The organism is Brevundimonas sp. DC300-4 (genome assembly GCF_049897365.1).
Taxonomy (GTDB): domain Bacteria; phylum Pseudomonadota; class Alphaproteobacteria; order Caulobacterales; family Caulobacteraceae; genus Brevundimonas.
This window is the reverse complement of record NZ_JAFCWC010000002.1, coordinates 25,852-50,591: the sequence shown is the minus strand read 5'-3', so window position 1 is coordinate 50,591 and position 24,740 is coordinate 25,852. Positions and strand designations below refer to the sequence as shown.

Sequence of the window (24,740 nt, the reverse complement as noted above, 5' to 3'; positions counted from 1 at the left end):
CCATTGCGGGTCCGCTACGCCGGGGCGGCTGAAGCCGATCTGAAATCGATCTATCTCAGCAGCTCGGAAATGTTCGGACGACGGCAGGCTGAAGCCTATGTTGCCGGCCTTCGGCGAGCTGTCCAACAGATCGCCGACTATCCTCTGGCGTCGCGATTGAGGGAGACGATCCAGCCGCCGATCCGCGCCCGTCCTTTCCAATCCCACGTGATCATCTACACGGTCGATGAGGCGGGCGTTCTGATCCTGCGTTTTCGCCACGGGCACGAGAATTGGCAGGATAACGCCATCGACGGCGAGGAGCACACCCCATGACCCACCCCATCCATGTCGGCATCGGCGGCTGGACCTTCGAGCCCTGGCGTGGCGTCTTCTATCCATCGGACCTGACACAGAAGCGCGAGCTGAAATATGCATCGCGGGCCCTGACCTCCATCGAGATCAACGGCACCTACTATTCGACGTTCAAGCCTGACAGCTGGATGAAATGGCGCGACGAGACGCCGGAGGGCTTTGTCTTTTCCGTGAAGGCCAGCCGCTACTGCACCAACCGGAAGGTCCTGTCCGAGGGCGGCGAGAGCTTCGCAAGGTTCCTCGACCAGGGCCTGACCCTGCTGGGCGACAGGCTGGGCCCGATCAACTGGCAGTTCATGGGGACCAAGAAGTTCGATCCCGAGGATTTCGAGGGCTTCCTGAAGCTGCTGCCCATGGAGCAGGACGGGGTCCGCCTGAGGCATGCGCTCGAAGTCCGCAACCCGACCTTCGCCACCGCGCAGTTCTACGACCTGGCCGCCAGATATGGCGCCGCCATCGTCTATGCCGTCGACGACGAGGAACCGACCTGGCCGCAGATCGATGAGCCGACCGCCGACTTTACCTACGCCCGTCTGATGTCCAGCCGCGAGGCCGAACCGACGGGCATGACCTCGGGCGAGCTGGACGCGGTAGCGCAGCAGACGAGGGCCTGGGCCGAACGCGGCGCGGTGTTCGCCTATTTCATCTCGGGGGCGAAGGTGCGGAACCCGGCTGCGGCGCAGGCCCTGATCGCCCGGCTTGCCTAGCTGCAGATTAATTGTAACCGCAGTTGATGCGAATTTGCTTGAACCAGCGCGATGCCATCCCTTTATATGAAACCGCTGCTGATGCAGTTGTAGATTTGCAGGGATTTCCCAATGGCTTTCGACTCTCTTTCCGCCCGTGACATTCCCCTGACGGACGCCGCGCTGGCCCAGGTCTTCACCGAGGCCCGCACGCGCAACGGCTGGACCGACCGTCCCGTGCCGACCGAGCTGTTGCACCGCCTGTATGACCTGACCAAATTCGGCCCGACGGCGGTGAACAACACCCCGGCCCGGTTTGTCTTCGTCACGTCGCCCGAGGCCCGGGCGCGCCTCGTGCCGCTGATGAGCGAGGGCAACCAGGCCAAGACGGGCCAGGCGCCGGTCACGGTCATCCTCGGCTACGACATGAATTTCCACGATCACCTGCCGCACCTGTTTCCGCATGCGCCGGGCGCCCGCGACTGGTTCGGCGAAGAGACCGGACGTCGCGAAAGCGCCTTCCGCAACTCCTCGCTGCAGGGCGGCTATTTCCTGCTCGCCGCCCGCGCCCTGGGTCTCGATGTCGGTCCCATGTCCGGCTTCGACCCGGCCGGCGTGAGGGCCGAGTTCTTCCCCGACGGCGATATCGAGCCGAATTTCATCATCAATCTCGGCTACGGCAACGACGACAATCTCTTCCCGCGCAGCCCCCGGCTGACCTTCGACGAGGCTGCGAAGATCGTCTGACGGATCAGGCGTGCAACCACGGCTTTCCGCGCAACCCGCCACAGGCTAGTGATTTCCCTGACAAAGGTTCGGCGCCAGACCGGACCGTCAGGGAAACAGGAACGCACATGGCTCGAGTGGCTCTCGTCACGGGTGGAACCCGCGGTATCGGCAAGGCGATCGTTCAGCGCCTGAAGGAAGACGGCATGTCCGTCGCCGCCGGCTATTCCGGTAATGCGGAGGCGGCCGAGGCCACGGCCCGCGAGCTGGGCGTCATGGTCGTGAAGGGCAATGTCGGCTCCTACGAGGACTGCGCCCGCGCCGTCGCCGACGTCGAGGCGAACCTGGGTCCCATTGATGTCCTGATCAACAATGCCGGCATCACCCGCGACGGCTTCTTCCACAAGATGAGCGCCGACCAGTGGTCCGACGTCATCCGCGTCAACATGGACAGCGTCTTCAACATGACGCGCCAGGTGATCAACGGCATGCGCGACCGCGGCTTCGGCCGCATCGTCAACATCTCCTCGATCAACGGCCAGAAGGGCCAGATCGGCCAGACCAACTATTCCGCCGCCAAGGCCGGGATGATCGGCTTCACCAAGGCCCTGGCGCTGGAAAACGCGCGCAAGGGCGTCACTGTGAACTGTATCGCGCCCGGCTATATCGACACGGAAATGGTAGGAGCCATGGACGAGAAGGTCCTGGCAGCCATCGTCGCCCAGATCCCCGTGGGCCGTCTGGGCAAGGGCGAGGAGATCGCCGACATGGTATCCTGGCTGTCGGGCGAGCGTGCCGGATATGTCACAGGCTGCACGCTGTCGCTGAACGGCGGTCAATACTTGGTCGGCTGACCTTTTCGTCGCCCAAAATCCGCCGCGGCTCCCGCGCAACGCTTTCGGCCATGAGTTCAAGGGTCAAGCACGAGACGGCGCGATCGCCGGTCCCGGCGACGATGGCGTTCGCCGTCGTCGTTCTGGCGATCATGGTCGCTTCGGCCGCCGAGGCCCAGGTGCGCGGCAACGCCCAGGCCGAGCAGAATGAGACCTTCCAGAACGACAGCCAGCGCGGCCTCCCTGCCAACGGCCTCTATGCGTCCGACGTCGGTGAGCGGTTCATCTTCGACGGCCGGGGCACGCGTCCGCTGTTCCGGTTCGAGCGCCGGGAAGAGACCTGGGTGTTGCGCTCGACACCCGCGCCGCGCGGCGACGTCATCTATCGCAACGACGGCGGGGCCCAGATCCTGCGTGTCACGCCGGACGGCGGCCTGACCCTTTACACGACCCGCACGCCGAACGGCTCTCCGGCCTCGCGCATCGGGGTGGCCCCGCCGCTTGAACTGCCGACGCTGGGCCCGATCCGGCTGTTCACCCTGATGAACCAGCGCGGAAGTCTGGTCAGCCAGGCCCTGGGCCGGCTGATCGTCGTCAACCTGACGGGCGGACAGTCCGAGGCCCTGATGGTCGACGCCCTGATCGTGACCACCGAGGCGGTCATCCGCATGGCCCGCACCCCGACCTTCCGCGACCGTGTCAACGGCCTGCGCAGCATCACCCTGGTCGAGGGTGCCCGCAGCTCCGTGACCTTCTCGCGCGGCGATCTGCGGGTCGTCGTCGATCCGCGTCAGGGACAGGCCGGACGCCCGTCGTCCTCCAGCATCATCCAGGCCGTCGCAACGCGGGACTAGCCGGCGAACGAATCCTTCGCTGCGCGACGCCGGGCGAACTCTTCCGCGTTGCCGGCGGTCAGGAACGGATTGAAGGCCCGCTCGATCTTCATGCTCGTCGGCACCGTCGGCTCGTCCCGTTGGCGCCCCGCGAAGATCGCCTCCGCATGCGCCTTCACCTCCAGCCGATCATCAATGCTGAGGGTGAAACGGGCGTTGGCAGCCGTATATTCGTGCGCCCCGTACAGCACCGTCTCGTCGGGCCAGGCCAGCAGGCGGCTCAGGCTGTCCCACATCTGCTCCGGCGTGCCCTCGAACAGCCGCCCGCAGCCCAGCGGGAACAGGGTGTCGCCGGTGAAGGCGATGGCGTCCGCCGCCGAACGGAAGACCACATGGCCCAGCGTATGACCCGGCGTCGCGGTCACATGCAGAGGCGTCTTGCCGATCATGACCATGTCGCCCTCCTCGACCACCCGGTCCAGCGGCGCGACCTTTCGCACCTCCTCCGGCCCCCAGATGTCGCAACCGGTCTCGGCCTGGAGCCGCGCGTTGCCCTCGGTGTGGTCAGGGTGCCAGTGGGTATTGATGATCCGGTCCAGCCTGCCCCAGCCGAGACTGGCGATCCCGTCCAGGATCACCTGGGCGTCTGGCGTGTCGATGGCCGCGACCGTCCCCGTCGCCTCGTCCCGCGCCAGAAAGGCGTAGTTGTCGGTCCGCGCCGGAAACAGGTGAACAGTCAGGGGCATGGGTCGTCCTTGGTTCGGTAAGCCTCATCGCCATATAGTCAGGACCATGCGCCGCGCCATCGAAGACCTGCGATCCTTCTACGGCGAGCCGACCGGTGCGCTGGTGCGTCGGCTGCTGGCGAAGCGGCTGGAGGATGCCTGGGGCGAGGCGACGGGCTGCGACGTGCTCGGCATCGGCTACGCCACGCCCTGGCTGGACGCCTTCGTCGGCGCCCGCCGGGTCATCGCCGCCATGCCCTCGGGCCAGGGCGTCGAGGTCTGGCCCGCCGCCGGGCGCAACCGCACCCTTCTGGTCGACGACAAGCGGCTGCCCTTCCCGGCCGGATCGTTCGACCGCGTGCTTCTGGTCCATGCGCTGGAGGAGGCGGACGATCCCGCCCAGCTGCTGACCGAAGCCGTACGCGCCCTGGCCCCGGCCGGACGGATTATTCTGGCCGCCGCCGCGCGGGGCGGGATGTGGGCCCGGGCCGAAAGCACCCCCTTCGGTCATGGCCGTCCCTTTACCCGGGGCCAGCTGGAACGACTGGTCCGCGCCGCCGGCCTGGAGCCGACCGCCTGGTCCCAGACCCTCTATGTTCCGCCATGGACCCCGCTGCTGGGCCTCGCCGACGGATTCGAACAGATCGGTCGCCGTATCGCGCCGGGCGCCGCCGGGGTGATTCTGCTGGAGGCGACCCGTCAGGCCTACGCCCGCATCCGGCCCTCGGGCGCGACCCTGCGCGTGCGCGCCGAGGCGCCCGGGCTCCAGCCCCAGCCCGTCACGCGTGGGCCGATCACCAGCAATCCTCTGTCTCGAAGACTGGATACAGACGCCGAACCTCTTTAAGCGCGGGCCCATGCACCGCCTGATCCTGATGCGCCACGCCAAGACCGAGCGGGCCGCCGAAAGCGGCCTCGACCGTGATCGCGCCCTGACGCCGCGCGGGCTGGACGACGCCGCCCTGATGGGCCGCATTCTGGCCGACAAAGGCCTGCGGCCCGACCTCGCCCTGGTGTCCTCGGCCACCCGGACGCGACAGACCTGGGAGGCGATGCACGACCCGCTCGGGGACGTCGAGGTCCGCATCGAGCCGCGCCTCTATGACGCCACCACCGACATCATCCGTCGCTTCGTCGAGGATGCGGAGGACAAGGCGGGATGTTTGCTGGTCATGGCCCACAATCCCGGCGTCCAGTTGCTGGCCATGGAATATCTGACCGAGAGCGCCGCCTCCCCGTCGGTGCTCGACCGGATGGCGGGTGGTTTCCCAACGGGCGCGGCGGCGATCTTCGAGGTCGATGTCGCCGGTCGCTGCGCCTACGACGGCTTCCTCACGCCCAAGGCCTTCGGCGGCGGGGCCGAGGACTGATGACCGAGACCGTCGCCTACAAGATCATCGACGCCGCCGAATGGCGCGAGGCTGTGGCCGAGGGCGTCTATGCCGGGTCCGCCGTCGATCTGGCGGACGGCTACATCCACATGTCGACCGCCGATCAGCTGGATGAGACCGCGCGCAAACACTACGCCGGGCGCGAAAACCTCGTGCTGCTGACCGTCGACCTGGCGGCCCTCGACGACACGATCGTCTGGGAGGCCTCGCGCGGCGGCGCCTTGTTCCCGCATATCTACGGCCTCCTGCCTGTGAAGGCGGTCACCGAGGCTGTGGCCTATTCCTCCCCCATCGGGGGAGGCGGACCGCGAAGCGGTGGAGGGGGCCAACCCCAGACACCGAATCCGGATCGGGCCCCCTCCGTCACGGCGCAAAGAAGCGCCGCGCCACCTCCCCCCACGGGGGAGGAATAGATGCCCGTCCCTGACTTCGGCGCCGCGATCCTGCGTCGGCTTGACCCCGAGACGGCGCACGGCCTCGCCATCCAGGCTCTGAAGACCATCCCCCTGCCCGCGCCGCGTGCCGACGACCCGATCCTGGCGACCCGGATCGCGGGCCTGAACCTGTCCAACCCGATCGGCCTCGCCGCCGGATTCGACAAGAACGGCGAAGCCCTGGGCGGCCTCGCCCGCCTCGGCTTCGGCTTCGTCGAATGTGGCTCGGTCACCCCCCTGCCCCAGGCCGGCAATCCGAAACCTCGCCTGTTCCGCCTGTCGCAGGACCGGGCCATCATCAACCGGATGGGCTTCAACAACACCGGGCTTGAGGCCTTCGCGGACCATTTGTCCGCCCGCCCCTCGGGCGCTGTGATCGGCGCCAATCTGGGCGCCAACAAGGACACAGACGATCGCGCGGCCGACTATGTCACCGGCCTCAGACGCCTCGCCGGCCTCAGCGACTATTTCACCATCAACATCTCCTCACCCAACACGCCCGGCCTGCGCGCGCTGCAGGGTCGGGAGGCGCTGGACGACCTGCTGGGCCGCATCGCCGAGGCCCGGACCACCGCCGCGCCCGTCTTCCTCAAGATCGCGCCGGATCTGACCTTCGCGGAGATCGCCATGATCGTCGAGGCGGCCCTGGTCCACCGGATCGACGCACTGATCGTGTCGAACACCACGCTCGACCGTCCCGACAGCCTGACCTCGCCCGACCGCGCCGAAGCCGGCGGCCTCAGCGGCGCACCCCTGCGCGGCAGGGCCCTGGCCGCGCTTCGGGACGCCGCCGAGGCCGCCGAGGGCCGCCTGCCCCTGATCGGCGTCGGCGGCATAGCCTCGGGCCAGGACGCCTGGGAACGGCTCCGTGCGGGCGCATCGGCCATCCAGATCTATTCCGCCCTGATCTACGACGGCCCCGGTCTGGTCGGCCGGATCAAACGCGATCTCGCGGCCCGACTGCGCGCCGAAGGTTTTTCCAGCGTCGCCGAGGCGGTTTCGGCGGGTCCGTTGACGGAGCGTTAGGGGCAAGCCGGGCATAGTCTTGCGATGCGTGGCGAAGACCGCGCGTTTTGTCGGGGGCAGAATGTCGGAGGCCAGTAAGATCACGTCGCCGACGTGGGCCCCTGCGGTCCGTCGCCGGCGCAAGGCTCTGCTGCAGCGCCTGGGCATGGGCGCTGCCACCGCCATGGTCTTCAGCCCCCTGTTCGGCTGGACCTTCTCGAGCATCTGGGTCGGAACCTACTTCATGGTCCAACTGCTGGACCTGATCGTTTTCGCCCCCATCAACAGCGGCAAGGTCGAGCGGATGGGACCGGTCCGGTCTACCGCCGGCGTCGCCATGCTGTTCCTCAACGCGGCGGCTTTCGGCAGTCTGTCGATCCCTCTCTGGCTGACCGGCGGCCCGATGGGCGGGGTCTGCGCCGCCGTGCTGGCCGCCTCGGGCGCCATCTATGGGGTGATCAATTCGCCGCGCTCCAAGACGGTGCTCGCGATCACCGTGACCCCGCACTTCCTCTACATGCTGGCCACGCCCGTCTGGATGGCCTGGTACGGCGCTTCGTCGTCGTTCGTCACCGCCGCCGCCGTGGCCTTCGTGGTCTTCGGCGTCTACTGCCTGTCGACCTGGCAGCGCATGAACCAGGCCGCCGACGCGGAGATCGCCGCTCGCCTGGAAGCGGATCAACGCCGGGCCGACGCCGAGCGCATCATGGCGGGTCGCTCCATCTTCCTGGCCACTGTGGGCCATGACCTGCGCACCCCCATCAGCGCCATTCTGACCGGCGCGGCCGAGCTGGAGCGCGGCGCGACCGACGGCGCCGCCCGCGCCCAGGCCGCGCTGATCACCGACGCCGGGATCATGATGAAGGCGCTGCTCGACGATCTTCTGGATCACTCCAAGCTCGACGCCGGCCGGATGACGGTCGAGGCCGTCGACTTCAACCTTCGCGGCCTGATCGCCCAGACCCTGATGTTCTGGCAGGGCGAGGCCCGCGCCAAGGGGCTGAACCTGCGCGTCGAGGGCGCGTCCAGCATCCCGCACTCGGTCAAGGGCGACCCCATGCGCCTGCGTCAGGTGCTGAACAACCTCGTCTCAAACGCGATGAAGTTCACGGCCGAGGGCTCGGTCACCCTGCGCCTTTCGGCCTGGCTGGAAGAGCCTGCGCACTATGCGATCCTGATCGAGGTGGCCGACACCGGCCCCGGCATGACGCATCAGCAGCTGACCCGGCTGTTCACGCCGTTCGACCAGACTGCGGAGGGTGTCAGTGCCCGCCACGGCGGCACGGGCCTGGGCCTCAGCATCAGCCGCGACCTGGCCGAATTGATGGGTGGCCGCCTGACCGCCCGCAGTTGTCCGGGAGAGGGCGCCGCCTTCACCCTGTCTCTTCTTCTGCCACGCGGCGACGCCAACGTCCTCGCACCGAAGGGTTTCAACCAGGAGAGCCGGGGCGACATCGTCCGCAGCCTGGCCCCACGGACGCCACGTCCGGCTACGTCCGCGCCCACCCCCTCCACGCCCTCCACGCCGGTCTTCGAGACCGCTCCTGCATCCCTCGACCCCGAGATCGGCCACGAGACCGGCAACGATCCCGAGCAGGTGGCGGACCGTCCCCTGCGCGTGCTGGTCGTCGATGACCACGACATCAACCGCCGCGCGGTGGAGCTGATCCTCGCTCCGCTGGGCTGCGACATCGCGACCGCCGCCGACGGCCTGCTGGCCCTGGCCCAGTGTGAGACCGCCGAGTTCGACGTCATCTTCATGGATGTGCGGATGCCCGAGCTGGACGGCCGCGAAACCACCCGCAGGCTCCGCGACGGCGGCGGATTGAACGCCGCGACCCCCGTGATCGCTGTCACGGCCGACACCTCGCCCGACGACATCGCCGCCTGCATGGCCGCCGGCATGACCTATTTCGTGTCCAAGCCCCTGACCCCGACCGCGCTGCTGGGCGCCCTCAGTCACGTCCTCGAGGGCGAAGAGCCTGAAGCCAGCGAGGCCGAGACCGTCGCCGCCTGACCGGTCACCTCGGCGAGCAGTTTCGACGCGGCGTCCGGCGCCTTCAGCCCACATTCCCAGACCGTGACGACATGCCAGCCGTCGTTGGTCAATTTGGCGGCGACTTGACGATCCCTGGCGACATTCCTCGCCAGTTTGGCGGTCCAGTAACCGGCATTGGCCCTGGGCTTTCGCGAGCCCCTCGCGCAGTCGTGGCCATGCCAGAAACAGCCGTGGACAAAGACCACCGTCCGCCGCCCCTGCATCACAATATCCGGCTTGCCGGGCAGACCTGAGCCGCCCAGCCGATAGCCGACCCCTGCCGCGCGCAGCATCCGCCGCACCGCGATCTCTGGCGCGGTGTCGCGCCCCTTGACCCGACGCATGACGGCGCTGCGCTTCTCCGAAGAGAAGACGTCCGTCATGCGCCGCTCGGCTTTAAAGCTGCGCCAGCAGGTGTTCCGCCGCCGACACCTTGAACTCGCCGCCCTGTTCGATGTTCAGCTGAGTGACGACGCCGTCCTTGACCAGCATCGAATAGCGCTGCGAGCGCTCGCCCATGCCGAAGCCGCGCGCGTCCAGCACCAGGCCGAGCGTGCGAGTGAAGTCGCCGCTGCCGTCGGCCAGCATGATCACGTCGTCCGGGGTCAGGCTCTGGCTCTCGGCCCAGGCGTTCATCACGAAGGCGTCGTTGACGGACAGGCAGGCGATCACGTCCACGCCCTTGTCCGCAAGCGCCGACTTGTTGTCGACATAACCGGGCAGGTGACGCGCCGAGCAGGTCGGGGTGAAGGCGCCGGGAACGGCGAAGAGGGCGACGGTCTTGCCTTTGAAGAACTCGTCGGTCTGGACCGGCCTGGGGCCTTCCGGAGTGCCTTGCGACAGGGTGGCCGAGGGGATGCGGTCGCCGATCTGGATCGTCATGGGAGGCTCCGGGAGGTCTGTGAGAGAGGCGCGTGCGCCGACTTCGGTCAGATAGGCGCACCCGTAGCCCTCGCCAAGCGTGATCGTGACCGCTGTCGCCTTGCGTAACGCCCCCCGCGCACCGATCATTCAGTCATGGACGACTTCCAATCCCTCGCGGGCCGGCTGCTGGTGGCCATGCCCGGCATCGGCGACCCCCGTTTCGAGCATGCGGTGATCCTGGTCTGCGCACACGGGCCCGACCATGCGATGGGCGTGCGCGTCGATCGCCCGGCCCCCGGCGTCGACCTGAAGGCCGTCCTGACCAAACTGTCAGTCAACGCCCCCGACGCGTCGAGGGGTCGCCCCGTCATGGTCGGCGGCCCGGTCGAGCGCGAGCGCGGCTTCGTGCTCCACACCGACGACTGGATGATCGACGACACCTCGACACCCTTCGGCGCGGGCCTTGCCCTGACCGGCACGCGCGAGGCGCTCGCGGCCATGACCGACCCCCTTACCGGCCCGCGCCGTTCAACCCTGCTGCTCGGCTATGCCGGATGGGGCGACGGCCAACTGGAGGAGGAACTGGGCGAGAACGTCTGGCTGACGGCCGACGCCGACCTCGACCTGCTGTTCGATACGGATTTCGACACGAAGTGGGCGCGGGCTCTGGCCGGCCTCGGCGTCGATGCGGCGATGCTGTCGGGACAGTCCGGCCGGGCCTAACCCGATCGCGCCTTCAGCGGCGCGACGCCGTCGGAAAGACTTTCGTTGAGATAGACCTCGGCCTCCTGCGCCGGCAGGGCGGGCGCATAGCCGAAGCCCTGGCCGTAGTGGCAGCTGGCGTCGAGCAGCAGGGCCGCCAGCCCGGCGTTCTCCACCCCCTCGGCCACGACCTCCAGGTTCAGGTCGCGACCCAGGTTGACGACCGACTTGACGATCTTCGCCGAACCCTCGTCCTTATCCATCGTCAGCACGAAATAGCGGTCGATCTTCAGCGTATCGAACGGCAACCGCGCCAGATAGGACAGCGACGAGAAGCCCGTGCCGAAGTCGTCGAGCGCAAGCGACGCGCCCACATCCTTGAGCTTCTGCAGGATGATCGCGGCCGAGGCCGTGTCCCGCATGATGTCGCCCTCGGTGACCTCCAGCTTCAGCGCGCCCCAGGGCAGGCCGGTTTCCTGGATTACGCGCGCGACATCCTCGACCAGGTTCGGCCGCTCGATCTCACCGACCGACAGGTTGACGCTGCAGAACAGCTTGCCGGCCGAGGGATGGCGCTTCAGCCACTCCGCCAGTTGGCGCGCCGACTGGGTCATCATCATCAGGCCCAGATCGTTCATCAGGCCCATCTCGTCGGTCAGGCCCAGGAACTCGTCCGGCGGCACCAGACCGCGCTTGGGGTGACGCCATCGGGCCAAGGCCTCGAACCCGGCCACCGCGCCGGTGTTCAGGTTCACGATCGGCTGGAAGAAGGGTTCGATCTCCCCTCGCACGAAGGCGTTGCGCAGGTCGGCCTCAAGCGCCAGGCGACTGAGGCTGTCGCTCTCCATCGCCCGTCCATAGGCGGCGGCCCCGCCGCGTCCGGCCTTCTTGGCGGCGCCGACAGCCAGTTCAACCCGGCGCAAAAGCTCTGCGGCGTCCGGCGCGTCCGGCCCACCCTCGAAGGTCACCGAACCGATCGAGACGGTCGGATAGATGTCGAAGCCCGCGACGCGGAGCGGCTGTTCCAGCGCATCCCTGAGCCGATCGGCGGCGTTGCCGACCCCGCGCGGCACCAGCACGGCGAATTCGTCCTCGCCGATCCGTGCCGGATTGGCGTCGAACGAGAAGGCGGCGGCCATGCGCGATCCAAGCGCGGAGATCACCATGTCTGTGCGCTCGTGGCCCAAGGCCTCGTTGAGGCGGCGCAGGCGGTCGATATCGGCGACGACCATGTCGTATTCGCCCGGCGCGGTCAGGGTCTCGGCGGCGCGATTGAGGAAGCTGCGGCGGTCCAGCAGGCCGGTCAGGACATCCTTGTCAGCGCCCGCGATCTTGGTTTCCAGCGCCACCATGCCGGCGGCGCGGAGGCCATCCTCAAGCCAGACGCCACGCCACAGACAGGTCTCGGCTCCACGCATGCGCAGACGCAAGGCGACTTCGGTCCCTTCGGCGGCGGGTTTCAGCACCCGTTCGGCCAGTGACCGGTCCTGGGGCAGGGCGAGGGCGATGAAGGCGGCGCCCGAACATTCCGGCGCCAACGGGCCCAGTCCCAGCGAACGGGTCGCGCCGGTGAAACGGATCTGATCTTCGCTCGGGGTCCATATCCACAGGGCGGAATCAGCGGCGGCCAGCGCCTCGATGGCCGTGGTCGCGTCCCAGGTCATGGTACGGGGTCGCGGGGTCACGGGTGCAGGCATTCCTTCAGGACACAGCGACGTCGTCCGCTACGAGGCCGAACAGGATATGATCTGCCCATGCGCCGTTAATTTTAAGATAAGCCCGCGCCTCGCCCTCCTTCAGGAACCCGGCTTTTTCCAGAACCCGGCGTGACGCCATGTTGGCCGGCAGGCAGGACGCCTCCAGCCGATGCAGGCGCACCGAGCGGAACGCGAACCCTGTCATGGCTCGCACGGCGGCGGTCGCCACGCCAAGCCCGGCGAACGGTTCCCCGACCCAATAGCCGAGGGTGCCGGTCTCTGCGACGCCGCGCCGCACGTTCGACAGTGTGATGGCCCCCATCAGGGTCCGCCCGGACAGATCGAAGACGAAGAACGGCCAGGCGTGGCCCAGCTCCATCTCGCGCGCATAGACGCCCAGTCTGCGCCGATAGGCAGCCCGGGTCAGGTCGTCGTCGGGCCAGGACGGCTCCCACGGTTGCAGGTAGTCCCGCGAATGCTCCCGGAGGTCGGCCCAGGCCGAATAATCGCCCGTGCGCGGCGGCCGCAGCAGCACGCCCGCGCCCTCGACCACGGGACCGGTCGCATCCGTCATCCAGTCCAGCAGGGCCATGGCCCACCCTAACCTTCCGCTCATCCCCGCGAAAGCGGGGACCCAGTGCTTTCGTGAGGTGCGGTGCGTTGGAGTGAGGGTCGGTTATGTCCGGTGGGGTCAGTTCGCCCAAAGAGCTGGGTCCCCGCTTTCGCGGGGATGAGCGGAGTTAGTGGGAAACTCTCTCAACAAACGCCCGCCCCGCCGGCACCGCCAGCTTGGGCCCCAGCACCGCCGTCGAGGCCTTGCCCGAGGCGAGTATCCGCTCGCCGACGGCCTTCAAGTCCGCGACCGTCGCCGCCTCCATCCGGGCGGCCGTGTCGTCCGACGGCACCGGCGCGCCGAACATCAGGGTCTGGGCGGCGTTGCGCCCCGCGCGGCTGGCCGGGCTCTCGTCCGACATCCATAGCCCGCCCTTCAGCACCGCCTTGGCGCGCGACAGTTCGGCGTCGGTCGGCCCCTTCAGCGTCAGGTCGCGGATCTCGTCGGCGCAGACCTGCGCCAGCTCCACCGCCCGGTCCGCCGCCGCGCCCGCATAGATCCCCAGCACCCCGCCGTCCTCATAGGGTTCCTGATAGGCGTCGATGGCGTACGCCAGTCCCCGCTCCTCGCGCGCGCTCTGGAACAGGCGGGACGCCATCCCCCCGCCGAGGATCTCTGTGAACAGCCGCAGCGCCGGAATGCCCGTATCGCCCGTCGCCAGCGACGGAAGCTGGAACACCAGATTGGCCTGTTCGATCTTGCGCGACAGGGCCGCCGTGCCGCCGACGAAGGTCGCGGGTTCCGGCGCATCTGCGGGCTGGGCCACAGCGTTGGCGAACCAGCGCTCGGCCAGGGCCAGCAGCTCGACCTCGTCCACCGCGCCGGACACCGCCACCACCATCCGGTCGGGCGAATAGAGCCGCGCGCGCCAGTCGCTGATGGTCGTGCGATCGACCGGCTTCAGGCTGGCGATCGAGCCGAGAATCGGGCGGCCCAGCGGCTGGCCCGAGAAGGCCTTGGTCTGGGCCATTTCGAAGACATGGTCGTCGGGCGTGTCGAAGGCCTCGGCGATCTCTTGCGCGACGACGTCCTTCTCGCGCTCGATCTCGGCGGCGTCGAGCGTGGGGCGGAATACCAGGTCCGACAGCACCTGCATCGCCAGCCCCAGCGATCCGTCGAGCGCCCGGATCTCGAAACTGGTCCGCTCATAGCCGGTGGCGGCGTTGATCGAGCCGCCCTCGGCTTCGATCCGTTCGACGATGTCGCGCGCGCCCATGTCGCCGGCGCCCTTGAATACGAGGTGTTCGAGCAGGTGCGACCAACCGGAGCGGCTCTCGCTCTCCCACCGTGCCCCGCCCTTGACCGCAACGGTCAGGGCCAGGGTGCGCAGGCCGGGCATGGGATCACAAACGACGCGGACGCCGTTGGACAAGGTATGAATAGAAGCGGTCAGGGGATGGGCTTTCGGTAGCGTCGGACGAGCACGGCCACATAGAAACCCATGAGGGCCAGCGCCAGCCCGTACCAGGTCAGGGCGTATCCCAGGTGGCTGTTCGAGAAGGCCGCGGGGGGGGCCGAAGCGACCAACGCCCCGATCTCTGGATTGGGCGATGCCAGGGCGAACAGGGTGAACTCGGACGGCGCGGCGGCCCTGAGCTGCGTGGCGATGGCGACGTTGTCGCGGCCGTAGAACCGCCCCTGCGACGGCGCCGGCGTCATCGCTCCGGGCGGAGGCGAACGTCGCAGCTCCACCGCCATGGCCAGAGGCAAGGTCGAGGCCAGCACACGGGGCCGCGCCGAGATGCTGTCGGCCACGAAGCCCCGATCGACGAGGAAGGTCTGGGTCATCCCCTCGGGCACGCAGGCCGAGATCAGCCGGCTGCCGGGCTGGCCGTCGTGGATCGACTGCAACTCAACATAGGCCGCGGTCGGCAGGCCGCGACACACGACCAAAGCCTTGCGGAACTCCGGATCGGCGGCGGTCAGAACCTCGGGCAATGGCGCGGGCGGCAGTCGGGCCGCCGCCTCGGCCTGCGCGATCAGCTGTTCCTTCCAATGCATCCGCTGCACCTGCCAGGTCCCGAGCCCGCACAGTACGAGCACGCACGCAGCGATGAACGCGGTCAGCAGGACGGGGAACCGCGCACGAACCAGATCCTCCGCCGTCGGGGGAGGCGGCTCGGAGCGAAGCGGAGGGACGGAGGGCGGCCGCTCCACGTTCGGCGTCCGGGGTTGGCCTCCTCCCCCCATGGGGGAGGATTGTGGATCTTGCTCAGTCATTGTTGCGCGTCTGTCCCGCCCGGTGGCGCATCTGCAGGGCGATCATCACCCCCTTGCCCGGCCGCATCAGTCCCAGCGACAGCCCCACGACCAGTGGCAGGGCGACGACCAGCATGGCCCAGATCGGCGGATCATAGGCGATCTGGACGAACAGCGCCGCGAACACCACCAGGCCGCCGGCGATCTGCATGATAAAAATGGCGGCCCCGTCGCCGGTGTTCAGCCGGGTGAAGTCGAAGCCGCAGACCGCGCAGCGCTCGACTACCTTCAGGAAGCCCGAGAACAACGGCCCCTTGCAGCAGTTCGGGCAGCGGCAAAGCAAACCGGCGCGGATCGGGTCGATCCGCGCCGGCGCAGGAGTGTCAGGTTGGAGTGGACCGCTGTCCAACGCCGTCCCTAGCCGAACGTCACATAGACGAAGGCGAACAGGAACAGCCAGACCACGTCCACGAAATGCCAGTACCAGGCGGCGGCCTCGAAGCCGAAATGCTTCTGAGGCGTCATCTGGCCGGCCAGCAGGCGCAGCAGGCAGACGGCCAGGAAGATGGTGCCGAGCAGGACGTGGAAGCCGTGGAAGCCCGTGGCCATAAAGAAGATCGAACCGTACAGGCCCGAGTTGGCGGCTTCCGCGTTGAAGAACAGGTTCTCGTGGATGATGTGCTGGTATTCGTAGACCTGAACCGCGGTGAACAGCGCGCCCAGGACCACGGTGATGATCAGGCCCATCTTGGCGCCGTTGCGGTCTCCGACCTGGAGGGCGTGGTGCGCCCAGGTGACGGTCGTGCCGGACAGCAGCAGGATGACGGTATTCAACAGCGGCAGCTGCCACGGATCCAGAACCTCGACGCCCTTTGGCGGCCAGGTCGACCAGGCGGCAGCGGTATCGGCCCAGTTGGAGATTTCCGGGATGTGGGCGCGGGCTTCGTTGAAGACCGCCATCTCGAAGAACATCCAGAAGAAGGCGGCGAAGAACATGATCTCCGACGCGATGAACAGCACCATGCCGTAGCGCAGGCCGATCGAGACGACCGGGGTGTGATCGCCGCGGCGGCTTTCCTTGATCACGTCCGACCACCAGCCAAAGGCCGAGTAGAGCACGCCGGCCAGACCGGCGAAGAACAGCCACGACGTGCCTTCCGGCAGGCCGAAGAGGCCCTTCATCCAGGCCACGGCGCCGACCATCATGACGGTCGTCGAGATCGAGGCGACCAGCGGATAGGGGCTGGGATCGACCAGGTGATAGTCGTGGTGTGGAGCGGCGTTGGCCATGCGTCGTGTCTCTGAATCGGCGAGAGAGGAGAAGTTCGAACGGGCTATAGCGTCGGCGTTCAGCCCGCGCCAGTGCCCCCGCGGGAGGCGTTCTGATTAGGAGCCCCCTGATCGTCCTGCACGGGATAGAAGGTGTAGCTCAGGGTGATCTCGTTGACGCCCGCAACCTCGCGGTCATCGACCATCTCTGGCGCGATGAAATACTGCATCGGGAACTTGCGGGTCTCGCCCGCCGCGATCGTCTGATCGTCGAAGCAGAAGCATTGCAGCTTCTGGAAATAGGCTCCGGTCTGCTCAGGCACGACATTGTAGCTGGCCCGGGCCAGGATCGGCTTGTCCGAAGTGTTGGTGACGTCGAAATACGCGATGCCGGTCTCACCGATCTTCACCCGCTGAGTGACCTGTTCAGCCTTGAAGACCATGGGTAGGCCCCGGACATTGGTGTCGAAGCGGATGGTGACTTCCCGGTCCAGCGTCTCCGTCGGAGCCTTGTCCGCCTTCATCGTCGTGCCGTTGAAGCCGGTGACCTGGCAGAACATGCGGTACAGCGGCACCGCCGCGAAAGCGGCGCCGGTCATGGTCACGACCACCCCGGCGCACAGCAGGGCGATCAGTTTTGCGGATCGGGGCGCGGCCATCAGTTGGAGGCCTCCGCCATCGACGCAGCCTGTGCAGGCGCGGACGCCAATGCGCGGTCCTGGGCCGTACGGGCCGTCATGTTCGCCTGCATCCGCATGAAGGTCGTGGTGAAGATCAGCACGATGAAGGCGACCAGCCCCACAGCGATCCACAGACTGCGCTTGTTGCGGGCCGCGAGTTGTTCAGACGTCAGATAGACGGGCATGGGCTCAGGTTCCGGGAACGACGAAGCTCTCGACCAGAAGGGCCGCGAACAGCGCCATCAGATACAGGATCGAGAAGGCGAACAGGTTCCGTGCCGGTTTGGCCTCGGCGCGGACATCATACAATGCGGCCTCTCGCCCCACGGCCTCGGCCTTGTCTGGCGCGTCCCCGGCCCGGGAGCGCCACAGGCGGGCGGCCAGGGCGAGGAAGGCCAGGCCGCCGACGATCGAGACGACCTTGTAGATCATCCCGCCCATGCCGACGAAGCCCGGCGCGATCGCGACCGGCACGAAGATCATGCTGTAGATCAGGATCTGCAGCCGGGTCGATTTGGCGCCCCGCGCTACCGGCATCATCGGGATGCCCGCCTTGGCGTAGTCGCCGGCCGAATAGAGGGCGAGGGCCCAACTGTGCGGCGGGGTCCACAGGAAGATGATCAGGAACAGCAGCCACGCCTGCCACGGCGCCGATCCGGTCGCGGCGGCCCAGCCGATCACGGGCGGGAAGGCGCCCGCCGCCCCTCCGATGACGATGTTCTGCGGCGTCCGGCGCTTCAACATCATCGTGTAGAATACGGCGTAATAAACGATGGTCATGGCCAGCAGACCGGCCGCGAACCAGTTGGTGTTCATGCCCAGGAGCATGACCGAAAAGACCGAAAGGACGATGCCGAAGGCGACGGCGTCGTTGCGCTTCAGTCTCCCCGCAGCGACGGGACGCCCTCGCGTGCGACGCATCAAGGCGTCGGTCTCGCCCTCGATAGCCATGTTCAGCGCGCCCGCCGCGCCCGCGCCGATGGCGATGCACAGGATGGCGATGGCGGCGACCAGCGGGTTGATCGAACCCGGCGCGACGACCAGGCCGGTTGCGGCGGTGAACACCACCAGCGACATCACGCGCGGCTTCAGCAGCTGGAAGAAGTCTTCCGGCTGGGTTGTCGACGGGACGTGGACCTGGATGGGGGCTGGGGCTTGAGTCATCAAATGAGAGGGGCCGCCTCCCGGGGTCGGAAGGCGGCCCTCATCCTAACACGGACGGGAGGGGTTAGTGGCTGTCGCCCTTCACCACCGGCAGTTCGTTGAACTGGTGGTGCGGCGGCGGCGAGGACAGGGTCCACTCCAGGGTCGTGGCGCCTTCACCCCAGGGGTTGGCGACACCCGGACGACGACGAACGGCGGCCTCGACCAGCATGATCAGGAAGACCAGCACGCCGACAACCGTGATCGCATAGCCGACCGAGGAGACCTGGTTCCAGAGGGTAAAGGCTTCCGGATAGTCGACGTAGCGGCGCGGCATGCCCTGAAGACCCAGGAAGTGTTGCGGGAAGAAGACGATGTTCACGCCGATGAACATGATCCAGAAGTGCGTCGCACCCAGATATTCGTTGTATTTCACGCCGAACATCTTCTCGAACCAGTAGTAGAAGCCCGCGAAGATCGCGAACACGGCGCCCAGCGACAGCACATAGTGGAAGTGGGCCACCACGTAATAGGTGTCATGCAGGCTGTAATCGATGCCCGCATTGGACAGGACCACGCCGGTCACGCCGCCGACGGTGAACAGGAAGATGAATCCGATGGCCCACAGCATGGGGGTCTTGAAGCTGACCGAACCGCCCCACATCGTGGCAATCCAGCTGAAGATCTTCACCCCCGTCGGCACCGCGATGATCATGGTCGCGGCGATGAAATAGGCGCGCAGGTTCACGCTCATGCCGACCGTGTACATGTGGTGGGCCCACACGATGAATCCGACGAAGCCGATGGCGACCATGGCGTAGGCCATGGCGAGGTAGCCGAACACGGGCTTCTTCGAGAAGGTCGAGACGATGTGCGAGATGATGCCGAAGCCTGGCAGGATCAGGATGTAGACCTCGGGGTGACCGAAGAACCAGAACAGGTGCTGGAACATCACTGGATCGCCGCCGCCCGCCGGATCGAAGAAGTGGGTGCCGAAGTTCCGGTCTGTCAGCAGCATGGTGATGGCGCCGGCCAGCACGGGCAGCGACAGCAGCAGCAGGAAGGCGGTGACCAGCACCGACCAGGCGAACAGGGGCATCCGGTGCAGGGTCATGCCCGGCGCGCGCATGTTGAAGATGGTCGTGATGAAGTTGATCGCGCCGAGGATCGACGAGGCGCCCGCGACGTGCAGGGAGAAGATCGCCAGATCCATGGCCGGGCCGGTGTGGCCGACGGTCGAGAGCGGCGGATAGATGGTCCAGCCGCCGCCGAAGCCCTTGCCCGGGCCGCCGTCGACGAACATCGACAGGCACAGCAGCACCCAGGCCGCAACCAGCAGCCAGAAGGAGATGTTGTTCATGCGCGGGAAGGCCATGTCCGGCGCGCCGATCATGATCGGAACGAACCAGTTGCCGAAGCCGCCGATCATGGCGGGCATGACCATGAAGAAGATCATGATCAGGGCGTGGGCCGTCACGGTGACGTTGTAGCCATGCTTGGAGGCTTCAACGATGCCCAGCTGCTCGATCAGGCCGCCTTCGACGAAATACTGGATGCCAGGTGCGGCCAGTTCCAGCCGAATCAGGCCGGACAGGAAACCGCCGACCAGGCCCGCCATGATGGCGAACAGCAGGTAGAGGGTGCCGATGTCCTTGTGATTGGTGGACAGGAACCAGCGGGTGAAGAAGCCCGGCTTGTGGTCATGCTCCGCATGGGCATCGTGGCCCGGATTGGAATGCGTGTCAGCGGTGATGTCGGTGGCCATTTCGGTCTCTGGCTCGCGGTTACTGGGCGGCCGGGGCCGCGGCGGCGGGGGCCGTCGCAGCGGAAGCGGTTCCGGCGGCGGGAGCCGTCGGCGTGGTTGCAGTCTGGGCGGTCGGGATCGCGCCGGCGACGGGAGCGGCCGCGTCGGTCGTGCCGATCGCGACCTGGGCAGCGGTGCCGCCCGGCGCTTCAGCGGCCGTGGCCGGGGTCATCGAGCCGCCCTTGGAGGCGACCCATGCCGCGAACTCGGCCTCCGTCACGACATTGATCTGGATCGGCATGAAGGCGTGGTCAACGCCGCAAAGTTCCGAGCACTGGCCGTAGAAGACGCCCGTACGCTCGGCGCGAAACCAGGTCTCGTTGACCCGGCCGGGGACGGCGTCGGTCTTCAGGCCGAAGGCCGGCAGGGCGAAGGCGTGGATCACGTCGGCGGCTGTCACCAGCACGCGCACGGTCTTGCCGACCGGCACCACGATCGGCTCGCTGGCGGCCAGGCGGTACGGGACGTTCTGGGCGCGGGCCTCGTCTTCCGGAAGCATGGCCGAGATGTATTCGGCGATGCCTTGGTCCGGGTACTCATAGGCCCAGTTCCACTGGTTGCCCGTGGCTTTCACCGTCAGGTCCGGCGTCGGCATGTCGTGATAGGCGAACAACAGGCGGAACGAGAACAGCGAGATGCCGACCAGGATCATGACGGGCAGGACCGTCCAGATGATCTCGATCAGGGTGTTGTGGCTCCACTTCGCCGGAACCGGATTGGCCTTCTCGTTGTAGCGGATGGCGATCCAGATGATCAGGCCCAGCACCAGCACGCAGATCGCGGTGATGATCGGCATCAGGATGGCGTCGTGGAAGATATGCGCCTGATGCTTCAGCGGCGACGCGGCCGGCTGCAGGCCGATGCCGCCCGGCGTCGGCTGGCCCATCAGGTCCTGCGCCCACGTCGGGGTGGCGAAGAAGACGGCGAGCGATGCGGAGGCCAGAATGCCACCGGCCTTGCTCAGGGCTCGAGTGCCCAGTCCCATGCGAGAAATCCTCATCAAAGTCATCTGCATCAAGTATTTGCGATCCACTCGCATATACTTGGCCGGGCTCTCTGGAGACGCGGCGTTTAAGGGCCGGTCCATATCGCCCCGGTTCGCGGTTGCCAAGCGATTGGGCGTCGCAGGCGCGATTTCGTCGCGGCGGCGCTGCGGAGCAGGATTCTTAAATCGCTGCCATGTTTGAACAGCTACCTTGCGCCGCAAGATACCTTGCGATAGCCTGTGGAAATCAAAGGAGGTGTTCGGACATGCCCGAAACCATAGAGATCCAGTTGAAAAAGGGAGTGCTCGGACTTTGTGTCCTGGCCCTCCTTGCCCGCGCCGACAGCTATGCCTACGAGATCGCCAGCCGCCTGTCGGATGCGATCGACATGGGCGAAGGCACCATCTACCCGCTCATGCGCCGCATGCAGACCGACGGGCTGGTGGAGACCTATCTGGTCGAATCATCGTCGGGGCCGTCACGCAAATACTATCGGCTCAGCCCGGCCGGGCGCGACGCGCTGGTCGCCCAGTCCGCCGAATGGACCCATTTCACTCGCGCCGTGGATGCGATCGTCGCCAACGACGAAGCACCCGTGGCTCCTGCTCCGGGAGAAGCAGCATGACACAAACCGAATTCCTCAGTCGCCTGAGGCAGGGCCTCGTCGGCCTGCCGATGTCCGTGGCCGCCGAGATCGTCGCGGACTACGAGACGCATTTCGTCGACGGCATAGCCGCCGGCCGCTCGGAGGCCGAGGTGGCGACCGCGCTCGGTGATCCGGCCCGCCTCGCTCGTGAACTCCGCGCCGAGGCCGGCGCCCAGCGCTGGCATCAGGAGAAGAACCCCTCCGCCGCCGCCGCCGCCGTCTTCGCGGTGCTCGGCCTGGGCGCCATCGACATCCTGATCCTGCTGCCCATCCTGATGGGCGTGATCGGCACTCTGTTCGGCATGTTCATCGCTGTGATCGCGCTGTTCGTTTCAGGTGGCGCCATCATGGTTGCGGGACCGTTCGCCGGGTTCCCGGGTGGCGTCGCCGCAGCACTGCTGGCGGGTCTGGGCCTGATGGCCGGGGCCGCCTCGTCCGGGGCCTTGCTGGCCATCCTCACCATCTGGCTGGTCAACGGCATCGTCTGGTTCGCCCGCCTGCACTACCGCCTGCTCAAGCCTGCGCTTGAGCCCCAAGCCAACGCTGTCACGGGAGACCCCGCATGATCCGTACCCTTCTCATCATCGCCGCCGCCGGTCTCGTCCTGGCCACGGCTTCCCTCGGCGGCGCCTTTGCACTCGGGGGCCGCGACATGGCTCGCCACGGCTGGGAGTGGACCTTCCACGACAAGGATGGCGACACCGTTTCCTTCGAACGCGACGACGGCACGCGCGGTCCGGATGTGACCCGGACCCTGGAATGGACCGGCGGCCAGACCCTGACCGTCGACCTGTCCGCCGACGTCGACTACGTCCAGGGCGCCACGCCGGGGGTCACCATCACCGGCCCCGCCCAGCTGGTCGAGCGGGTCCGGCTGGTCGATGGCCGCCTGAGCTGGGCGGATCGTGACGGCCCCAACCACGAGACGGTCGTCTTCGGCCGCCGCGAACATGGTCGGGGTATCTGGGTTCAGTCGGAAGCGGTGAAGATCGTCGTCACCGCGCCGAACATCAACACGTTCAACCTGGAGGGTTCGGCCAACCTGATGCTCCGCGACTACGACCAGGATACGCTGGCGATCGACATCTCCGGTTCGGGAGAGGTTACGGCGATGGGCCGCACCCGGGCCCTGGAAGTCGACATCTCCGGCTCCGGCGACGCCGATCTCGGAGCGCTCGCAGCCATCGACGCCAATGTCGCCATCGCCGGATCGGGGGACGCCGTCGTCGCCCCGACCGGCCGGGCCGACATCTCCATCGCCGGTTCCGGCGACGTGCAACTGAATACCCGGCCCGCGACGGTCAACCAGCAGGTCTCGGGCTCCGGCGAGGTGGACTACGCCAGCGTTTCGGAAGAGACCACCGTCACGACCAGACGTCAGATCGCCCAAGGCCCCGGCGTCTCGGTCAGCACCAGCACCACGGTTCCCGCGCCCTGATCGCCAAAATCCTCCCCCGTCGGGGGAGGTGGCGCGGCGCTTCTTCAGCGCCGTAACGGAGGGGGCCCGCCACAGACCCGGTGTCTGAAGCCGGCCCCCTCCATCACCTCGTGGTCGATGGCTCCCCCGACGGGGGAGGATTGGCGTCCGACGCCCCAGCGCCTACCTATATGAGATGACCGTCCACATCCCCCCGCCGCCTCTGCTCGAAACTTCGGGCGTCGATCCTGACGAAGCCCTGTCGATCCTCCGGGGGGCGCTGCACGGCGCCGACGACGGCGAACTGTTCCTCGAACGCTCCGAGTCCGAATCGCTCGTCTTCGACGACGGCCGCCTGAAGGCCGCCGCCTATGACGCCACCGAGGGCTTCGGCCTGCGCGTCGTCGCTGGTGAGACCGCCGGCTACGCCCACGCCAACGAGATCAGCTCGGCCGCCCTCCGACGCGCCGCTGATTCGGCGGCGCTGGCCAAGTCCGGCCATGCCGGCGTCTCCGCCGAGGGGCCCCGCGCCACCAACCAGAAGCTCTACGACGCGGTCGATCCCCTCGCCTCGCCCGCCTTCTCCGCCAAGATCGCCCTGCTGCAGGAGATCGACGCCTGGGCCCGCGCTCGCGACCCGCGCGTCGTCCAGGTCTCGGCCTCGATCGTCGGCGAGCGTCGCGCCATCGAGATCCTGCGGGCCGACGCCCTGACCGTGCGCGACGTGCGCCCGCTCGTGCGGCTGAACGTCTCCATCACGGTGGAGAAGGACGGCCGGCGCGAGACCATGTCCAACGGCGCGGGCGGCCGCGCCGGCTTCGAAAACTGGATCACGCCCGACCGCTGGCAGGCCCAGGTGGATGAGGCCCTGCGCGGCGCCCTGGTCAATCTCGAGGCCGTCGACTGCCCGGCCGGAGAGATGGATGTCGTTCTCGCCGCCGGCTGGCCCGGCGTCCTGCTGCACGAGGCGATCGGCCACGGCTTCGAGGGTGATTTCCACCGCAAGGGCTCGTCGGTCTTCTCCGGCATGATGGGCCAGCGCGTCGCCGCCCCCGGCGTCACCATCGTCGATGACGGCTCCATCGCGGGCCGTCGAGGATCACTCAGCGTCGATGACGAAGGCACCCCGACCTCGCGCACTGTGCTGATCGAGGACGGCATCATGGTCGGGCTGATGAACGACCGTCTGTCGGCGCGTCAGCTGGGCCAGCGCGCCACCGGCAACGGCCGGCGCCAATCGTTTGCCCACCAGCCCATGCCGCGCATGACCAACACCTTCATGGAGGGCGGCAAGGATAAGCAGGCCGACATGATCGCCTCGACCAAACGCGGCCTCTATGCCGCCAACTTCGGCGGCGGCCAGGTCGACATCACCAACGGCAAGTTCGTCTTCCAGTGCACCGAGGCCTATCTGATCGAAGACGGGAAGATCACCGCCCCCGTGCGCGGCGCGACCCTGATCGGCGACGGCGCAACAGCCCTGACCAATGTCTCGATGATCGGCGACGACTTCGCCTTCGACCCCGGCGTCGGCGTCTGCGGCAAGGCAGGCCAGGGGGTGCCGGTCGGCATCGGCCAGCCCTCGCTCAAGATCGGCGGCCTGACCGTCGGTGGCACGGCGGTCTGAGACGTCCCGAACACACCCGTCTTCGCCTTGCGGTTCCCCGATGTTCACTAAATGTTCTATGATCCTGC

Annotated in this window: 29 protein-coding genes; 15 read left to right on the top strand and 14 right to left on the bottom strand. The window is 67.4% G+C overall.

The window, feature by feature from the left end:
- The first annotated feature begins 3 nt into the window (after positions 1–3).
- The 5 genes from ACP7AZ_RS03695 (at position 4) to ACP7AZ_RS03675 (ending at position 3,453) form a co-directional block, all read left to right on the top strand.
- Positions 4–315, top strand: a complete 312-nt coding sequence (locus ACP7AZ_RS03695; protein ID WP_426036181.1) for a type II toxin-antitoxin system RelE/ParE family toxin — start codon at positions 4–6, stop codon at positions 313–315.
- Positions 312–1,061 (top strand): DUF72 domain-containing protein, encoded by a 750-nt coding sequence (locus ACP7AZ_RS03690; RefSeq protein WP_426036179.1) that lies wholly within the window; start codon positions 312–314, stop codon positions 1,059–1,061. Before ACP7AZ_RS03695 ends, ACP7AZ_RS03690 begins: the two co-directional genes overlap by 4 nt.
- A 111-nt stretch (positions 1,062–1,172) precedes the next feature.
- Positions 1,173–1,787, top strand: coding sequence for a malonic semialdehyde reductase (locus tag ACP7AZ_RS03685; RefSeq protein ID WP_426036177.1), 615 nt, complete (start codon positions 1,173–1,175; stop codon positions 1,785–1,787).
- A 107-nt stretch (positions 1,788–1,894) separates the two neighbouring features.
- Positions 1,895–2,620, top strand: coding sequence for an acetoacetyl-CoA reductase (gene phbB, locus ACP7AZ_RS03680; RefSeq protein ID WP_426036175.1), 726 nt, complete (start codon positions 1,895–1,897; stop codon positions 2,618–2,620).
- 50 nt (positions 2,621–2,670) lie between these two features.
- Positions 2,671–3,453, top strand: coding sequence for a DUF4908 domain-containing protein (locus tag ACP7AZ_RS03675; protein ID WP_426036173.1), 783 nt, complete (start codon positions 2,671–2,673; stop codon positions 3,451–3,453).
- On the opposite strand, the gene gloB is transcribed toward ACP7AZ_RS03675, so the two are convergent.
- A complete protein-coding gene (gloB, locus tag ACP7AZ_RS03670) occupies positions 3,450–4,178 on the bottom strand; it encodes a hydroxyacylglutathione hydrolase (protein WP_426036171.1) in 729 nt (242 codons plus the stop codon). The genes ACP7AZ_RS03675 and gloB overlap by 4 nt on opposite strands.
- Before the next feature lie 46 nt (positions 4,179–4,224).
- Between gloB and ACP7AZ_RS03665 the strand changes: the two genes are divergently transcribed.
- The 5 genes from ACP7AZ_RS03665 (at position 4,225) to ACP7AZ_RS03645 (ending at position 9,004) form a co-directional block, all read left to right on the top strand.
- Entirely contained in the window at positions 4,225–5,004 is a 780-nt protein-coding gene (locus ACP7AZ_RS03665) for a class I SAM-dependent methyltransferase (protein WP_426036169.1), read from the top strand.
- A gap of 10 nt (positions 5,005–5,014) precedes the next feature.
- Positions 5,015–5,527 carry a SixA phosphatase family protein gene (locus ACP7AZ_RS03660; protein WP_426036167.1) on the top strand — a complete coding sequence of 171 codons (513 nt, stop codon included), beginning with the start codon at positions 5,015–5,017 and terminating at the stop codon, positions 5,525–5,527.
- Entirely contained in the window at positions 5,527–5,961 is a 435-nt protein-coding gene (locus tag ACP7AZ_RS03655; protein WP_426036165.1) for a DUF952 domain-containing protein, read from the top strand. The genes ACP7AZ_RS03660 and ACP7AZ_RS03655 overlap by 1 nt, the downstream gene beginning before the upstream one ends.
- Positions 5,962–7,008 (top strand): quinone-dependent dihydroorotate dehydrogenase, encoded by a 1,047-nt coding sequence (locus tag ACP7AZ_RS03650; RefSeq protein ID WP_426036163.1) that lies wholly within the window; start codon positions 5,962–5,964, stop codon positions 7,006–7,008.
- A 61-nt stretch (positions 7,009–7,069) separates the two neighbouring features.
- On the top strand, positions 7,070–9,004 hold the full coding sequence (locus tag ACP7AZ_RS03645; protein WP_426036161.1) for an ATP-binding protein: 1,935 nt from the start codon (positions 7,070–7,072) through the stop codon (positions 9,002–9,004).
- Here ACP7AZ_RS03645 and ACP7AZ_RS03640 read toward each other — a convergent pair.
- Together ACP7AZ_RS03640 and ACP7AZ_RS03635 are read right to left on the bottom strand one after the other, a co-directional pair.
- A complete protein-coding gene (locus ACP7AZ_RS03640; protein WP_426036159.1) occupies positions 8,947–9,408 on the bottom strand; it encodes a very short patch repair endonuclease in 462 nt (153 codons plus the stop codon). The two genes, ACP7AZ_RS03645 and ACP7AZ_RS03640, sit on opposite strands and share 58 nt — an antisense overlap.
- Before the next feature lie 13 nt (positions 9,409–9,421).
- Positions 9,422–9,907 carry a peroxiredoxin gene (locus tag ACP7AZ_RS03635; RefSeq protein ID WP_426036157.1) on the bottom strand — a complete coding sequence of 162 codons (486 nt, stop codon included), beginning with the start codon at positions 9,905–9,907 and terminating at the stop codon, positions 9,422–9,424.
- 135 nt (positions 9,908–10,042) lie between these two features.
- Between ACP7AZ_RS03635 and ACP7AZ_RS03630 the strand changes: the two genes are divergently transcribed.
- On the top strand, positions 10,043–10,612 hold the full coding sequence (locus ACP7AZ_RS03630; RefSeq protein WP_426036155.1) for a YqgE/AlgH family protein: 570 nt from the start codon (positions 10,043–10,045) through the stop codon (positions 10,610–10,612).
- On the opposite strand, the gene ACP7AZ_RS03625 is transcribed toward ACP7AZ_RS03630, so the two are convergent.
- From ACP7AZ_RS03625 to coxB, 11 genes are all read right to left on the bottom strand, one after another.
- Positions 10,609–12,255, bottom strand: a complete 1,647-nt coding sequence (locus ACP7AZ_RS03625; protein WP_426036153.1) for a putative bifunctional diguanylate cyclase/phosphodiesterase — start codon at positions 12,253–12,255, stop codon at positions 10,609–10,611. The genes ACP7AZ_RS03630 and ACP7AZ_RS03625 overlap by 4 nt on opposite strands.
- A gap of 37 nt (positions 12,256–12,292) precedes the next feature.
- The gene (locus tag ACP7AZ_RS03620; RefSeq protein ID WP_426036151.1) at positions 12,293–12,880 is read right to left on the bottom strand and encodes a GNAT family N-acetyltransferase; all 588 of its coding nucleotides are present in this window, start codon (positions 12,878–12,880) and stop codon (positions 12,293–12,295) included.
- A gap of 148 nt (positions 12,881–13,028) precedes the next feature.
- Positions 13,029–14,240: a M16 family metallopeptidase gene (locus tag ACP7AZ_RS03615; RefSeq protein WP_426036149.1), complete on the bottom strand. Its 1,212-nt coding sequence runs from the start codon at positions 14,238–14,240 to the stop codon at positions 13,029–13,031.
- Positions 14,241–14,290: 50 nt separating this feature from the next.
- Entirely contained in the window at positions 14,291–14,902 is a 612-nt protein-coding gene (locus ACP7AZ_RS03610) for an SURF1 family protein (protein WP_426036147.1), read from the bottom strand.
- 211 nt (positions 14,903–15,113) lie between these two features.
- The gene (locus ACP7AZ_RS03605; RefSeq protein WP_426036145.1) at positions 15,114–15,509 is read right to left on the bottom strand and encodes a DUF983 domain-containing protein; all 396 of its coding nucleotides are present in this window, start codon (positions 15,507–15,509) and stop codon (positions 15,114–15,116) included.
- Between the two features lie 8 nt (positions 15,510–15,517).
- A complete protein-coding gene (locus ACP7AZ_RS03600; protein ID WP_426036143.1) occupies positions 15,518–16,390 on the bottom strand; it encodes a cytochrome c oxidase subunit 3 in 873 nt (290 codons plus the stop codon).
- Between the two features lie 59 nt (positions 16,391–16,449).
- Entirely contained in the window at positions 16,450–17,028 is a 579-nt protein-coding gene (locus ACP7AZ_RS03595; protein WP_426036141.1) for a cytochrome c oxidase assembly protein, read from the bottom strand.
- Entirely contained in the window at positions 17,028–17,234 is a 207-nt protein-coding gene (locus ACP7AZ_RS03590) for a hypothetical protein (protein WP_426036139.1), read from the bottom strand. Before ACP7AZ_RS03590 ends, ACP7AZ_RS03595 begins: the two co-directional genes overlap by 1 nt.
- A gap of 4 nt (positions 17,235–17,238) precedes the next feature.
- The gene (gene cyoE / locus ACP7AZ_RS03585) at positions 17,239–18,213 is read right to left on the bottom strand and encodes a heme o synthase (protein ID WP_426036137.1); all 975 of its coding nucleotides are present in this window, start codon (positions 18,211–18,213) and stop codon (positions 17,239–17,241) included.
- A 64-nt stretch (positions 18,214–18,277) separates the two neighbouring features.
- Positions 18,278–19,957 carry a cytochrome c oxidase subunit I gene (ctaD, locus tag ACP7AZ_RS03580; protein ID WP_426036135.1) on the bottom strand — a complete coding sequence of 560 codons (1,680 nt, stop codon included), beginning with the start codon at positions 19,955–19,957 and terminating at the stop codon, positions 18,278–18,280.
- 19 nt (positions 19,958–19,976) lie between these two features.
- Complete coding sequence (gene coxB, locus ACP7AZ_RS03575) at positions 19,977–20,981, bottom strand: cytochrome c oxidase subunit II (RefSeq protein ID WP_426036133.1); 1,005 nt, start codon at positions 20,979–20,981, stop codon at positions 19,977–19,979.
- 266 nt (positions 20,982–21,247) lie between these two features.
- Between coxB and ACP7AZ_RS03570 the strand changes: the two genes are divergently transcribed.
- The 4 genes from ACP7AZ_RS03570 to tldD all read left to right on the top strand — a co-directional run bounded on the left by ACP7AZ_RS03570 (position 21,248) and on the right by tldD (position 24,672).
- Complete coding sequence (locus tag ACP7AZ_RS03570; protein WP_425991817.1) at positions 21,248–21,607, top strand: PadR family transcriptional regulator; 360 nt, start codon at positions 21,248–21,250, stop codon at positions 21,605–21,607.
- Entirely contained in the window at positions 21,604–22,194 is a 591-nt protein-coding gene (locus ACP7AZ_RS03565; protein WP_426036131.1) for a DUF1700 domain-containing protein, read from the top strand. The genes ACP7AZ_RS03570 and ACP7AZ_RS03565 overlap by 4 nt, the downstream gene beginning before the upstream one ends.
- Positions 22,191–23,066 (top strand): GIN domain-containing protein, encoded by an 876-nt coding sequence (locus tag ACP7AZ_RS03560; RefSeq protein ID WP_426036129.1) that lies wholly within the window; start codon positions 22,191–22,193, stop codon positions 23,064–23,066. The genes ACP7AZ_RS03565 and ACP7AZ_RS03560 overlap by 4 nt, the downstream gene beginning before the upstream one ends.
- A 175-nt stretch (positions 23,067–23,241) precedes the next feature.
- On the top strand, positions 23,242–24,672 hold the full coding sequence (tldD, locus tag ACP7AZ_RS03555; RefSeq protein WP_426036127.1) for a metalloprotease TldD: 1,431 nt from the start codon (positions 23,242–23,244) through the stop codon (positions 24,670–24,672).
- The last annotated feature ends 68 nt before the right edge of the window (positions 24,673–24,740 follow it).